The 15,555-nt window shown below is 75.6% G+C and carries 2 protein-coding genes; both read left to right on the forward strand.

Annotated elements, in window-relative coordinates; translation table 11 throughout:
* The first annotated feature begins 3 nt into the window (after window positions 1-3).
* Window positions 4-7,800 (forward strand): amino acid adenylation domain-containing protein, encoded by a 7,797-nt coding sequence (locus ACGFXC_RS34440; RefSeq protein ID WP_393718842.1) that lies wholly within the window; start codon window positions 4-6, stop codon window positions 7,798-7,800.
* A complete protein-coding gene (locus ACGFXC_RS34445; RefSeq protein ID WP_393718843.1) occupies window positions 7,797-15,545 on the forward strand; it encodes an amino acid adenylation domain-containing protein in 7,749 nt (2,582 codons plus the stop codon). The genes ACGFXC_RS34440 and ACGFXC_RS34445 overlap by 4 nt, the downstream gene beginning before the upstream one ends.
* The last annotated feature ends 10 nt before the right edge of the window (window positions 15,546-15,555 follow it).

A 15,555-nucleotide genomic window follows, 5' to 3' on the forward strand; every position in this document is an offset into this window, starting at 1 on the left:
ACAATGATTCCGTTGTCGTTCGCGCAGCGTCGGCTGTGGTTCGTGGACCGCTTCGAGGGCCCTTCGCCGACCTACAACGGCGCGTTCGCCCTGCGGCTGACCGGTGAGCTGGACGTGGACGCGCTCCGTGCGGCGCTCCACGACGTCATCGAGCGGCACGAGGTCCTGCGCACGGTCATCGTCGAGGACGGCGACGGCGTCCCCCACCAGCAGGTGCTCCCCTCCGGCGAGGAGCCCTTCGGCCTGCGGCTCGTCGAGGTCACCGAGGAGCGGCGGGCGGCGACCGTCGCCGACGAGGCCGCCCGCACCTTCGACCTGGCCGCCGACGTCCCGATCCGTGCCACGCTCGTGCGGACCGCGGCGCGGGCCCACACCCTGGTCCTGGTGGTGCACCACATCGCCCTGGACGGCGAGTCCCTCGGGCCGCTGCTGCGCGACCTGACCGCTGCGTACGCGGCGCGCCGCGCGGGCGCGGCCCCGGCCTGGGAACCGCTCCCCGTCCAGTACGCGGACTACACCCTGTGGCAGCGCGACGTGCTCGGCGACGAGTCCGACCCGGACAGCCTGGCGGCCCGCCAGCTCGGCTACTGGCGCGAGGCCCTCGCCGGCATGGCGCAGCCGCTGGCCCTGCCGACGGACCGCCCGCGCCCCAAGCGGACCGGCCCCGACGGAGGCCTCGTCGAGTTCCCCGTCGGCGCAGGTCTCCTCGCGGCGGTGGAGGACCTCGCCGCGCAGCAGGACATCACCGTCTCCATGGTCATGCAGTCGGCGCTGGCGGTGCTCCTGCACCACCTCGGATGCGGCGACGACATACCGCTCGGCGCACCGATCGCGGGCCGCACCGACGAGGAACTGCGCGACCTCGTCGGCTTCTTCGTCAACACCTGGGTGCTGCGCGTCGACCTCTCCGGGAACCCGACCTTCCGCGAGCTCCTCGACCGGGTCCGCGACCGCGCGCTGGCCGCCTACGACAACCAGGACATCCCCTTCGAGCGGCTGGTGGAGCTGCTCAACCCGGACCGGTCCACCGCCTACCACCCCTTCTTCCAGGTGATGCTCGCCTGGCAGGAGCCGCTGGGCGAGCTGGAGTTCGACGGCCTGCGGGTCGAGCCCGAGACGCTGGAGACCGGGACGGCCAAGTTCGACCTGTTCTTCAACATGATCCCCGACGGCTCCGGCGGGGCGGGCGTCCGCCTGGAGTACGCCACCGACCTGTTCGACCGGACCACCGCCGAGGACCTCGCCGAGCGGTTCGTGCGCGTCCTGGGCGGGCTCGTGGCCGACGCCGGGCGCGGCATCGGCGCCGTCGAGGTGCTCGGCGACGCCGAGCGCCACCGGCTGCTCACCACCTACAACGACACCGCCGAGGCGGACTCCGGGCTGACCGTCCCCGAACTGTTCGAAGCCCAGGCGGCCCGCACCCCCCACGCCCCGGCGGTCGTGTGCGGGGAGCGGACGCTGAGCTACCGCGAGCTCGACGACCGGGCGAACGCCCTCGCCCGGGAGCTCGTCCGGCGCGGCGCCGGCCCCGAGGACCTGGTGGTCCTGGCGCTGCCGCGCACCGAGCAGCTCGTCGTCGCCCTGCTCGGCATCCTCAAGTCCGGGGCCGGCTACGTGCCGATGGACCCGCAGTACCTCGGCGGCCGGGCCCGGACCGTGCTGGCCGAGGCCCGCCCGCGGTTCGTGGTCACCGACACCGCCACGGGCCGGGAACTGCCGCCGCACGGCCTGCCGGTGGTCGACCTCGACGAGCGCGCCGCCTGGCCGACGCCCGCGGAGGCCCCCGACGACGCCCGCCGTACCCCGCCCCTGGGCCCGGACAACCTGGCGTACGTCATGTACACCTCCGGCTCCACCGGTACGCCGAAGGGCGCCGCGATCACCCACCGGGGCGTCGTCAACGGCGTGCGCGAGCTGGTCCGCGTCCTCGGCGTGCCGCCCGGCTGGAAGATGCTGGCCGGCACCTCCGTCAACTTCGACGTCTCCGTCTTCGAGCTGCTGACCACCCTGTCCACCGGCGGCACCGTCGAGGTGGTCGCCAACGCGCTGGCCCTCGGCGAGCGCGGCGCCTGGGACGGCCACGTCATCAGCGGCGTCCCCTCGGTGCTCGGGGAACTGCTGGGCCGGCTGGACAAGGCGCCCGACGTGCGCGCCGTCGTCTTCGCGGGCGACGTCCTGCCCGCCCGGCTGGTGCGCCAGGTGCGCGAGGCCCTGCCCGACGCGCGGATCGTCAACTCCTACGGACAGAGCGAGAGCTTCTACGCCACCGCCTTCGCCCTCGGGGCCGGCGAACAGTGGGCCGAGGGCGACGTCGCGCCCATCGGCAGCCCCCTCGGCAACATGCGCGCCTACGTGCTGGGCCCGGGCCTCACCCCGGTGCCCCAGGGCGTGATCGGCGAACTGTACGTCGTCGGCACCTGCCTGGGCCGCGGCTACCACGGCCGCCCCGCCCTGACCGCCGAACGCTTCGTGGCCAACCCCTTCGGCCCCGCGGGCGCCCGCATGTACCGCACCGGCGACCTGGCCCGCTGGAACGCGCAGGGCCGGCTGGAGTGCGTCGGCCGCGGCGACGGCCAGGTCAAGGTGCGCGGCTTCCGCATCGAGACGGCCGAGGTCGAGGCGGCGCTCACCGCCCACCCCGGCATCAGCGAGGCCGTGGTGATCAGCCGGGAGGTGTCCGCGGGCGGCGGCCGCCGCCTCGTCGCCTACGTGGTGCACACCGGCGAGGGCGCCGTCGGCGACGACGGCGCCGGCGGCATCGGCGACGTCGACGTGCAGGCCGGGGCCTCCGCCGCCGAGCTGCGCAAGTTCGTCGCGGCCCGGCTGCCCGACTACATGGTGCCCTCCGCCTTCGTGGCCGTCGGCCGGCTGCCCCTGGGACCGACCGGCAAGCTGGACCGCGCGGCGCTGCCCGAGCCGGAGTTCGCCGGCGAGGCCTACCGGGAGCCGCGCACCGAGGCCGAGAAGATCATCACCGCGGCGTACGCGGACGTCCTCGGCGTGGACCGGGTCGGCGTCGACGACGACTTCTTCGCCGTCGGCGGCGACAGCCTGCGCTCGATCCAGGTCGTGGCCCGGGCCCGGGCCCGGGGCCTGACCGTCTCCACCCGGGAGATCTTCGAATGCCGCACCGCGGCCCGGCTGGCCGAAGTGGCCGCCGACCGCCGCGACCAGGTCCCCGCACTGGCGGAACTGGAGGGCGGCGGCATCGGCCCGATGGATCTGCAGCCGGTGGCCCGGCACGTCTTCGAACACGGCGGCGGCATCGACCGCTTCGCCATGTCCCTCGTGCTGGAGCTGCCCCGCACCATCGACGCCACCGGCCTGGCCGCGACCCTGGACGCCGTGCTCGACCGCCACGACCTGCTGCGCTCGCGGCTGGTGCGCGACGCCGGCTCCTCCCTCGTCGTGCGCCCACAGGGCGCCGTACGGGCGGCGGAGCTGATCCACCGCGTCGACTGCGACGGCCGCTGGGAGGAGCCCGCCACCCTGGAGGCCGCGAAGGCGGAACTCGAAGCCGCGGCCGGCCGCCTCGACCCCGAAGCCGGCACCATGGCCGCCTTCGTCTGGTTCGCCCCGGACGCGGGCGCCGGCCGGCTGCTCCTCGTCCTGCACCACCTCGTGGTCGACGGCGTCTCCTGGCGCATCCTGATGTCCGACCTCGCCGAAGCCTGGCAGCAGGTCCGCTCCGGCGCCGTGCCGAAGCTCCCCGCGGTCGCCACCTCCGCCCGCCGCTGGGCGGCGGCGCTGCGGAGCGAGGCGCTCTCCCCGGAGCGCGAAGAGGAACTGGAGTACTGGCGGGACCTGCTCGAAGCGCCCAACCCCCCGCTGGGCGCCCGCCGGTTCGACCCCGCCGTGGACCTGGTGTCCACCCTCGACACCGTACGGGTCCAGCTGCCCGCCGACGTCACCGAGGCCGTGCTGACCCGGCTGCCCGCCGCGTACCGGGGCACCGGCACCGACGTCCTGCTCGCCGCCCTCGCCCTCGCCGTGAACGCGTGGCGCGGCGCGGACCGCTCCACCCTGGTCCGGCTGGAGGGACACGGCCGCGAGGAGGACGTCGTCCCCGGCGCCGACCTCTCCCGCACCGTCGGCTGGTTCACCAGCATGTACCCGGCCCGGGTCGACGTACGGGGCGTGGACCTGGCCGACGTGCTGCGCGGCGGCGCCGCCGCCGGCACGGCCGTCAAGCGGGTCAAGGAGCAGCTGCGCGCGGTCCCCGACAAGGGCGTGGGCTACGGACTCCTGCGCTGGCTGAACCCGGAGACCGCCGAACAGCTCGCCGAGTACGCGGCCCCGCAGATCGGCTTCAACTACCTCGGCCGGATCTCCGACGCCGACGTCCCCGAGCACCTGCGCGCCGAGGGCTGGGTCCCGGCCGACTGGTCCTCCGAGCTGATCCCGATGCCCGACCCGGACCTGCCCGCCCTGTCCGCGCTGGAGGTCAACTCGGTCGTCACCGACACCCCCGACGGCACCCGGCTCCAGGCCGCCTTCATGTTCCCCACCGGGGTCCTCACCCGCGAGCGGACCGCCGAACTGGCCGCGCTGTGGGTCGAGGTGCTGCACGGCATGGCCGCCCACGCCGACGGTCCCGGGGCGGGCGGGCTCACCCCCTCCGACGCCCCGCTGGTCCCGGTGCGCCAGGCCGAGATCGACGCGTGGGAGGAACGCTACGGCCGCCTCGTCCAGGTGTGGCCGCAGGCCCCCGGCCAGTCCGGCATCCAGTTCCAGGCGGCCCTGGCCGACGGCGCCTTCGACGTCTACCACATGCAGTTCGTCCTGCACCTGAGCGGACACGTCGACCCGGCGCGCATGCGGGCGGCCGGACAGGCGCTCCTCGACCGGTACCCCAACCTGCGCTCCGCCTTCCTCGCCGGAGCCGACGGCGATCCGGTCCAGGTCGTCGCGGAGCACGTCGAGGTGCCCTGGCGCCACCTGGACCTGAGCGGTCTGGGCGAGGCGGAGGCGGACGCCGAGCTGAACCGGGTCCTCGCCGCCGACCGGGCCGACCAGCTCGACCCCGCCCGGCCGCCCCTCTTCCGCCTCGCCCTGCTCACCCGCGGGCCGCACACGGCGAAGCTCCTGATCACGGCCCACCACACCCTCTTCGACGGCTGGTCCTCACCCCTGGTGATCAAGGACCTGGTCCGGCTGTACGCCGGCACCGAGGAGCTCGCACCCGTCCGCGGCTACGGGGACTACCTCGGCTGGCTCTCCCGCCAGGACCGGGACGCCTCCGCCGCCCGGTGGCAGCGCGAGCTCGACGGGTTCGAGCAGCCGACCCTGCTGGCCGCGGGCCTGCCCGACCGGGGCGGGGCCTCCCGCCTCGGCCGGGTCGAGGTCCCGCTGTCGATCGACCAGGGACGCGAACTCGCCCGCCGCGCGGCCGGACTCGGCGTCACCCTCAACACGCTCCTCCAGGGCGCGTGGGCCGTCCTGCTCTCCAAGCTGACCGGGCAGCGGGACGTGGTGTTCGGCGCCGCGGTCAACGGCCGCCCGGCCGACCTGGCCGGCTCGGACGAAATGGTCGGCCTGTTCATCAACACCCTGCCGACCCGGGTGGTCTGCCGGCCCGGACAGACCGTCGGCGAGGTCATCGCCGACCTCCAGGACCGGCAGATCTCCCTGCTCGACCACCACTACTACGGACTGGCCGACATCCAGCGCGGCGTCGGCCTGCCGGCCCTGTTCGACACGATCGTCGTCTTCGAGAACTACCCGATCGACCGCGAGGGCATCGTCGAGGCGAACGACTCGGCCGGCTTCACGATCGACGCCATCCGCCCCTTCGCCGGCTCCCACTACCCGCTCACCCTCAACGCCTCCGACCCCTACCTGAGGCTCTCCCTCGACTACCAGACCAACCTCTTCGACCACGGGGCCGCCGAGGAGATCGCCGCCCGCCTCGTCCGCGTCCTGGAGCAGGTGCTCGAAGACCCCGGGCGGACCGTCGGCGCGCTGGAAGTGCTCTCGCCGCGCGAGCGGGACCGGCTGCTCGGCGAGGTCAACGACACCGCCGCCGACGTCGCCCCGGACACCCTGCCCGGCGCGTTCGAGGCCCAGGTGGCACGCGACCCCGACCGGGTGGCCCTGATCGGCGAGCACGAGACCCTGACGTACGGGGAGTTCAACCGGCGCGCCAACCGGCTCGCGCACTGGCTGATCGAGCGGGGCGCGGGCCCCGAGCGGCTCGTCGCCGTGCGCATCCCGCGCTCCGTCGACCTGATGGTGGCGATCTACGCCGTCGTCAAGGCCGGAGCCGCCTACGTACCGGTGGACACCGAACTGCCCGAGGACCGGGTGCGCCACGTCCTGGACGGCGCGCGGCCGCTGCTGGTCCTGGACGGCGACCTGCCGGACGTCTCCGGCCTGCCGGACACCGACCCGCGGCGCGCGCTGTCGCCCGACCACGCCGCGTACGTCATCTTCACCTCGGGCTCCACCGGCGGCCCCAAGGGCGTGCAGGTCGCCCACCGCGCCATCATGAACCGGCTCGCGTGGGGCCTCGCCCACTTCGGCGTCGGCCCCGAGGACCGGGTGCTGCTCAGCACCACCGCGAGCTTCGACGTCTCGGTGCCGGAGCTGTTCGCGCCGCTCCAGGCCGGCGCCGCCGTGGTGATCGCCCGCCCGGACGGGCGCCGCGACCCGGCCTACCTCGCCGAGCTCATCCGGCGCGAGCGGGTGACGGGCGCCGACTTCGTGCCCTCGCTGCTCGGCGCGTTCATCGCCGAACCCGCCGCGAAGGAGTGCACCGCCCTGCGCTGGATCGAGGTCGCGGGCGAGGCGTTCCCGCCGGCGCTGGCCAACACCGTCGCCGAGGTCCTGCCGCACTGCGGGGTGCACAACCTCTACGGGCCCACCGAGGCCTCGGTGGAGGTCACCGCCCACCGGCACGTGCCCGGCGCCGACCGGGTGCCGATCGGCACGCCCGTCTGGAACACCCGGGTCTACGTCCTGGACGACGCGCTGCGGCCGGTGGCGCCCGGGGTCCCCGGCGAGCTGTACCTGGCGGGCACCGGGCTCGCCCGGGGCTACCTGGGCCGCACCGCGCTGACCTCGGGCCGGTTCGTGGCCTGCCCCTTCGGGGAGCCCGGATCGCGCATGTACCGCACCGGAGACCTGGTGCGCTGGAACCGGGAGGGCCAGGTCGAGTACATCGGCCGCACCGACTTCCAGGTCAAGATCCGCGGCTTCCGCATCGAACTGGGCGAGATCGAGAACGTCCTGGCCGCACACCCGGCCGTCGGCGCCGCCGTGGCCCTGGTGCGCGAGGACCGCCCCGGCGACCAGCGGCTCGTCGCCTACGTGGTGCCCGCCGACGCGCCGGCGGCCGGCGGCGGCCCGGACCCGGCGGCCCTGACGGCCCTGGCCCGTGAGCGGCTGCCGGAGTACATGGTCCCCTCGGCGGTCATCGCGCTTCCCGAACTGCCCGTCACCCCCAGCGGGAAGCTCGACCGCAAGGCGCTCCCCGCCCCCGGCCACACCGAAGCCGCGGCCGGACGGGCGCCGTCCACCCCCCGCGAAGAGGTCCTGTGCCGGCTGTTCGCCGACCTGCTCGGCGTGGACGAGGTCGGCGTCGACGCCGACTTCTTCGACCACGGCGGCCACTCGCTGCTGGCCACTCGGCTGATCGGCCGCATCCGCACCGCGCTCGGCGTCGACGTCAAGGTCACCACCGTCTTCCGTCACCCCACCGTCGCCCAGCTGGCGGTCCAGATCGGCGACGCGGCCGCCTCGGACCGTCCCCCGCTGCGCCCCACGCTCGGCCAGATGACCGTATCGGAGACGCGTCGATGATCCCGCTGTCCTTCGCCCAGCGCCGGATGTGGTTCCTCCACCACCTGGAGGGCCCGAGCTCGACCTACAACATCCCCTTCGTGCTGCGCCTGGACGGGCCGCTGGACACGGCGGCCCTGCACGCGGCGGTCACCGACGTCGCCAACCGCCACGACAGCCTGCGTACGCTGATCGCCGAGGACGCGGACGGCACGCCCGAACAGCTGATCCTGCCCCCGCACGACACCGCCCCCGCCTTCCTGGTGGCCGACGTGAGCGCGGACGCGGTGGACGCCGCCCTGCACGAGAGCGTCTCGCGGGGATTCGACCTGGAGACGGAACTCCCGCTGCGCACCACCGTCCTGCGGGTCTCCCCGCAGGAGCACGTCCTGGCGTTCGTCTTCCACCACATCGCCGCGGACGGCTCCTCGATGGGGCCCTTCCTGCGGGACCTGGTGTCCGCGTACACGGCCCGCCTCGACGGCGGCGCACCGCGCTGGGAGCCGCTGCCGGTCCAGTACAAGGACTACACGCTGTGGCAGCGCCGGCTGCTGGGCGAGGACGGCGGCGAGGAGGGCGTCGCCGCCCCGCAGCTCGCCTACTGGGAGAAGGAGCTGGACGGGGTCCCGCAGCCCATCGAGCTCCCCCTGGACCGGCCCCGGCCCCGGGTGGCCGGCCACCGCGGCGGCCACGTCGACTTCCTGCTGGAGTCCGACGTGGTCGCGGCCCTCGGCAAGCTGGCCGCCGGGCACGGCGCCACCCTGCCGATGGCCGCCCAGGCCGCACTGGCCGTCCTGCTGGGCAAGCTCGGCGCGGGCGAGGACGTCACGATCGGCAGCCCCATCGCGGGCCGCACCGACGAGGCCCTGACCGATCTCATCGGATTCTTCGTCAACACCTGGGTGCTGCGCGCCGACCTGTCGCACGGACCGTCCTTCGGCGAGGTCCTGGAGCAGGTGCGGGACAAGGCCCTCGCCGCGTACGACAACCAGGACGTCCAGTTCGAACGGCTGGTGGAGCTGCTCGACCTGGAGCGGTCCACCTCCTACCCGCCGCTGTTCCAGGTGATGCTGGCCTGGCAGTTCGTGTGGCCGGACATCGAGATCCCCGGACTGCGCGTCACCCCCCTCGCCGTGGGCACCGCCACCGCCAAGTTCGACCTGTACTTCAACATCGTCCCGGACGCCTCCGGCCGCGCCCACGGCCGCCTGGAGTACGCGGCCGACCTGTTCGACCCCGCGACGGCCGCCGCGATCGCCGACCGCTTCGTGCGCGTCCTGGAGCGGGTCGCCGCCGACCCGGACGTACGGATCGCCGACATCGACGTCCTCGCCGCCGGCGAACGGACCTGGCTGCTGCGCACGGTCAACGACACGGCCGAGCCGGGCCCCGGAACCGACCTGACGGGCGCGCTCTCCCACCACGCGCGCACCACGCCCGGGGCGCTGGCCGTCGCCGCCGAGGACACCTCCCTGACCTACGCCGAGCTGGAGGAGCGGGCCAACCGGCTCGCGCACTGGCTGATCGGCCGCGGCGTGCGGCCGGAGTCGCTGGTGGCCGTCCGCCTGCCCCGCGGCGCGGACCTCGTCGTCGCCCTGCTGGCCGTGCTGAAGGCCGGCGCCGCCTACCTCCCGGTCGACCCGGACCACCCGGCGTCCCGCATCGCCCACATCCTCGACGACGCCCGCCCCGCGCTCGTGCTCGACCCCGCGACGCTGGCCGGCGCGGACCTCGCCCGCTGCCCCGCCTCCGCGCCCGCCCCGCGCGTGCACCCGCAGAACACCGCGTACGTCATCTACACCTCGGGCTCGACCGGCACGCCGAAGGGCGTCGCGATCCCGCGCGGCGCGCTGGCGAACTTCCTGGCCACGATGGGCCGCAGGGTCCCGCTCTCACCCGCCGACCGCTGGCTCGCGGTGACGACGGTCTCCTTCGACATCGCCGCCCTGGAGCTGTACCTGCCGCTGGTCTCGGGAGCGGCGGTGGTCCTCGCGGACAAGGACACCGTCACCGATCCGGCGGCCGTCGCCCGGGCCCTGCGCCGCCACGCCGTCACCGTCGTCCAGGCCACCCCCGCGTTCTGGCAGGTCCTGGCGGCGCACGAGCCGGCCGCCCCGCGGGGGCTGCGGATCCTGGTCGGCGGCGAGGCCCTGCCGCCCCGGCTGGCCGACGTGCTGGCCGGCGGCGCCGCGCAGGTGCTCAACGTCTACGGGCCCACCGAGACCACGATCTGGTCGACCACGGCGCCCGTCGCGGAGGGCGGCGCCGTCACGATCGGCGGGCCGCTGGGCAACACCGGGGTCTACGTCCTCGACCCCGCGCTGCGGCCCGTCCCGCGCGGGGTGCGCGGCGAGCTGTACATCGCCGGAGACGGCCTCGCCCGGGGCTACTTCGGCCGCCCCGGCCTGACCGCCGACCGGTTCGTGCCCTGCCCCCACGGCCCCGCCGGAAGCCGGATGTACCGCACCGGGGACCTGGTGCGCTGGGGCCGCGACGGCGCCCTGGAGTACGTCGGGCGCACCGACTTCCAGGTGAAGGTCCGCGGTTTCCGCATCGAGCTCGGCGACATCGAACACGCCCTGGCCGGACACCCCGGCGTGGCCCGCGCCGTGGTCGTCGTCCGCGAGGACGCGCAGGACGGCCAGGACGGCCAGGACGGCCAGGACGGCCAGGACGGCCAGGGCACGCAGGACACCAAGCGCGTCGTCGGCTACGTCGTGCCCGCCTCCGACGACCCCGGGGCGATCGGCCCGCTGCTCGCCGAACTGCCCGCCCACCTGCGCGGGCGGCTGCCCGACTACATGGTGCCCGCCGCGCTCGTGCCGCTCGCGCGGATACCGCTGACCCCGGCCGGCAAGGTCGACCGGCGGGCGCTGCCCGCGCCGGACCACACCCGGGCGCCGGCGGGCCGCGCACCGCGCGGCCCGCACGAAGAGGCCTTCCACGCCCTGTTCGCCGGCGTCCTCGGCCTGCCCGCGGTCGGCGTCGACGACGACTTCTTCACCATCGGCGGAGACAGCATCCGCTCCATCCAGGTCGTCGTACGGGCCAGGGCGCTCGGCATCGCCGTCAGCACCCGCGAGGTCTTCGAGCACCGCACGGTGGCCCGCCTCGCGGAACTGACCGACGGCCGGGCCGGGGAGGCGGTGACCCTCGCCGAACTGCCCGGCGGCGCCGTCGGCACCGCCCCGCTGTCCCCGGCGGCGGCGCGGCTCCTCGCGCGCGGCGGCGACATCGGCCGGCTGTCCGTGTCCACCCTGCTGACCCTGCCCGGGGACATTGACCGCACCGGCCTGCTCGCCACGCTGCGGGCCGTACTGGACCGGCACGGCGTGCTGCGCTCCCGCCTGGAGCGCACCGCCGGGGCCCTGCGCATCGCCCCGCCCGGCACCGTCGACGCGGCCGCGCTGCTGCGGGAGGTCCCCGGCGACACCGACGCGCACGCCGCACTGGACGCGGCCGCCGGCCGGCTGGACCCGGACGCGGGCGTCATGGCGCAGTTCGTCCGCTTCACCCGCGCCACCGGCCCGGACCGGCTGCTGATCGTGCTGCACCACCTCGTCGCCGACGGGACGTCGTGGCGGATCCTGCTGCCCGACCTGGCCGAGGCCTGGCAGCGGGTCCGCGACGGCCGCCCGCCGCGGCCCGCCCCGGCGGGCACCTCGTGGCGCCGCTGGGCGCACGCCCTGACCGAGGCGGCGGCCGACCCGCAGCGGGCGGCCCGCGAACTCCCGCTGTGGCAGGAGGTCCTCGGCACCGAGGAACCCGTGCTCGGAGCCCGGCGGCCCGACCCGGCGCGCGACGTCGCCGCCACCGTGGACACCGTACGGATCACCCTCCCGGCCGGCCCCACCGAGACCCTGCTGACCACGCTGCCCGAGGCCTTCCGGGCCGGCCCCGAGGACGCCCTGCTGGCCGGGCTCGCCCTGGCGGTGGCCCACTGGCGCCAGGAGCGCGGCGTGCCCGCCTCCCCGACGCTGGTGTGCCGCGAGGGCGAGGGCCGCGAGGAAGGGCTCGCGCCCGGCGCCGACCTGTCGCACACGCTCGGCCGGTTCGGCGCCCCCCACCCGGTGCGCCTGGACCTGACCGGCGTCGACGTGGCCGCCGCCCTCACCGGCGGGCCGGCCGCCGGCCGGGCCGTCAAGGCCGTCAAGGAGCAGCTGCGGGCGGCGCCGGACCACGGCGCCGGCTACGGCCTGCTGCGCCACCTCAACCCGGCCACGGCCGCCGCACTGGCCACCGGGACCGAACCGCAGATCGGCTTCACCTACCGCGGCCGGAGCGCTCCCCCCGCCACCCCAGAGGACCTGCGCGGCGGCCGGGGCTGGACCCCGGACACCGCCCACCGGGACCTGAGCGCGGACCCCGGCCCGGACCTGCCGGTGCCGTCCGCGCTGGAGATCGACGCGGTGGCCGTCCCCACCCTCGAGGGCACGGAGCTGACCGCCTCCCTCGCCTTCCCCACCGGGGTGCTCACCCGCGCGGAGGTGAGCGAGCTGGCCGCACTGTGGGTCCGGGCCCTGACCGCCCTGGCCCGGCACGCCACGTCCCCCGGCGCGGGCGGACTGACCCCGGGCGACGCACCCCTGACCGAGGTCGGCCAGCGGGAGATCGACGCCTGGGAGACCCGGTTCGGCGCCCTGGCCGAGATCTGGCCGGCGACCCCGGCACAGTCCGGGATGCTCTTCCACACCGCGCTCGCCGGATCCTCCTTCGACCCGTACCACATGCAGATGGTCTTCCACCTCGACGGCACGGTCGAGGCGGAACGGATGCGCCGCGCCGGGCAGGCCCTGCTGGAGCGACACCCCAACCTGCGCGCCGCCTTCGTGGACCGCGCCGACGGAGACGTCGTCCAGGTGGTCCCGGCCCGGGCGGCCGCCCTGCCCTGGCGGCACCTCGACCTGACCGCCGCCGACGCGGCCGCCCGCGAGGCGACGTTCGAGGGGTTCCTCGCCGAGGACCGGGCCGCCCACTTCGACACCGGCGCCCCGCCCCTGATGCGGCTCGCGCTCGTCCTGCTCGAACCCGGCCGCGCCGAACTCGTGATGACCTGCCACCACGCGCTCCTCGACGGCTGGTCCCTGCCCCTGCTGATGCGCGACCTGCTGCTGCTCTACGCCTCCCACGGCGACGGGGCCGCCCTGCCCGCCGCGCCCGGCTACGGCGACTTCCTGTCCTGGCGCGCCGGACAGGACGAGGCGCGGTCCGCGCGGGCATGGGCGGAGGAACTCGACGGCGTCCGGGAACCGACCCTGCTCGCCCCCGCCCCCGCCCCCGGTTCCGGGACCGCGGCCGGGCAGGGCGTCGGCGAGATCGAGGTCGCGCTCCCCGCCGACGAGGCCCGCGCCCTGGCCCGGCAGGCCGCCGGATGGGGCGTCACCGTCAACACCCTCGTCCAGGGCGCCTGGGCGCTGCTCCTCGGCCGCCTCACCGGCCGCCGGGACGTGGTCTTCGGCGCCACCGTCTCCGGGCGCCCGCCCGCCGTGCCGGACGTCGACTCGATGGTCGGCAACTTCATCAACACCCTCCCCGTACGGGTCGGCTACGCACCCGGCGACACCGTCGCCGAGGTCCTCACCCGCCTCCAGGGCCGCCAGGCCGCCCTCCTGGAGCACCACCACCACGGGCTCACCCAGATCCAGCGGGCCGCCGGCCTGCCCCGCCTCTTCGACACCCTGGTCGTCTTCGAGTCCTACCCCGTCGACCGGGAGGGCCTGGGCGCCGCCGCCGAGGCCGCCGACGGCATCGCCGTCACGGGCCTGCGCCCGTCCACCGCCACCAACTACCCGCTCGCCCTGATGGCGGCGGCCGACCCGCACCTGACGTTCCTCCTCCAGTACGCGCCGGACTCCTTCGGCCGCGGCGCGGCCGAGTCGATCGCGGCCCGGCTCGTCCGCATCCTGCGGCAGCTGGCCGCCACCCCGGGGCTCCGCGTCGCGGACATCGACGTACTGGACGCGGCCGAACGCGAGCGCCTGCTCGTCGAGCCCCACGCCGGCGCCGTCACCGCCCCGGACGTCACCGTCCACGGCCTCGTCGAGGCCCGGGCGGCGCGGACCCCGGACGCGGTCGCCGTGGTCGCGGGCGACACCTCGCTCACCTACCGCGAACTGAACGCCCGGGCCGACCGCCTGGCGCGCGAGCTCACCGCGCGCGGCGTGGGCCCCGAGTCGCTGGTCGCCCTGTCGCTGCCGCGCTCCGCACAGCTGGTCGTCGCCCTCCTCGCGGTGCTGAAGGCGGGCGGCGCCTACCTCCCGCTCGACCCCAAGTACCCCGGCCACCGCCTCGCGGCCATCTTCGCGCAGGCCCGGCCGCACCTGGTCCTGACCGACTCCGCCACCGTCGCCGCCCTGCCGCCGCACACCGCCCCGGACGTCCTCCTCGACGCGCCCGGCCCGGCCGGTGAAGCCACCGGCCCGGCCCCGGCCGTCCACGCCCGGCAGCTGGCGTACGTGATGTACACCTCCGGCTCCACCGGCACGCCGAAGGGCGTCGCCATCACCCACGAGAACGTGGTGGGCGGCGTGCTGGAGCTCGCCCCGCGCGTGGGCATGGCACCGGGCAAGCGGCTCCTCGCGGGCACCTCCGTCAACTTCGACGTCTCGGTGTTCGAGATCTTCACCACCCTCGCCCACGGCGGCATCGTCGAACTGGTCCGGGACGTCCTCGTCCTCGGCGAACGCGACGGCTGGAGCGGCGCCGTCATCTCCACCGTGCCGTCGGCGTTCGCCGAGCTCGTCGACGACATCGCCGGGCGCACCAGCGTCGAGACGCTCGTCTTCGCGGGCGAGGCCCTGCCCTGCGCCCTCGCCGAGAAGGCGCGCGCCGCCTTCCCGGGCGTGCGCGTCGTCAACGCCTACGGGCAGAGCGAGTCGTTCTACGCCACCACCCACACCGCCTCGGGCGGCGCACCGGCCCGGGCCGGCACCGAGCCCGTCGGCACCCCGCTCGCCACCATGCGGACCTACGTCCTGGGCCCCGCCCTGGACCCCGTACCGCCGGGCGCCGTCGGCGAGCTCTACGTCGGCGGCAGCGTGGCCCGCGGCTACCACGGCCGCCCCGGCCCGAGCGCCGAACGCTTCGTCGCCGACCCGTTCGGCCCGGCCGGCGCGCGCATGTACCGCACCGGCGACCTGGCCCGCTGGAACGACGACGGCCGGCTGGAGTACGTGGGCCGCGGGGACGCGCAGGTCAAGGTGCGCGGCTTCCGCGTCGAGCCCGGCGAGGTCGAGGCCGCGCTCACCGCGCACCCCGGCGTCGGCCAGGCCGCCGTCCTCGCCCGCCCGGCGTCCGGCACCGGCACGCAGCTCGTCGCGTACGTGGTGGCGGCGGCCGGCACCGCCGCCGAGGAGCTGCGTCGGTTCGCCGCCGAGCGGCTGCCCGAGTACATGGTGCCGTCCGCCTTCGTGACCCTGGACCGGTTCCCGCTGATGCCCAACGGCAAGCTGGACCGGGCCGCCCTGCCCGAGCCGGAGTTCACCGGCGCCCCCTACCGGGCGCCCCGCAACGCCCGCGAGGAGAGCCTGGCCGCGCTGTTCGCCGAGGTCCTCGGCCTGGACCGGGTCGGCATCGACGACAGCTTCTTCGAGCTCGGGGGACACTCCCTGCTCGCCACCCGGCTGATCAGCCGGGCCCGCACCGCGCTGGGCACCGAGATCCCCATCCGCAAGGTCTTCGACCTGCCGACGGTGGCCGCGCTCGCCGCGTGGCACGAGGAATCCGCCGCTCCCCGCCGCCCCAGTCTCCGCCAGATGTTCGCCTGAGGAGTGAAGC

Origin of the sequence: Streptomyces sp. NPDC048507, assembly GCF_043199995.1 — a bacterium.
Taxonomy (GTDB): domain Bacteria; phylum Actinomycetota; class Actinomycetes; order Streptomycetales; family Streptomycetaceae; genus Streptomyces.

Excerpts from the sequence above, each read along its gene's own strand:
- ACGFXC_RS34445 (WP_393718843.1), top strand. The coding sequence starts at position 7,797 with ATGATCCCGCTGTCCTTCGCCCAGCGCCGGATGTGGTTCCTCCACCAC.
- ACGFXC_RS34440 (WP_393718842.1), top strand. The coding sequence starts at position 4 with ATGATTCCGTTGTCGTTCGCGCAGCGTCGGCTGTGGTTCGTGGACCGC.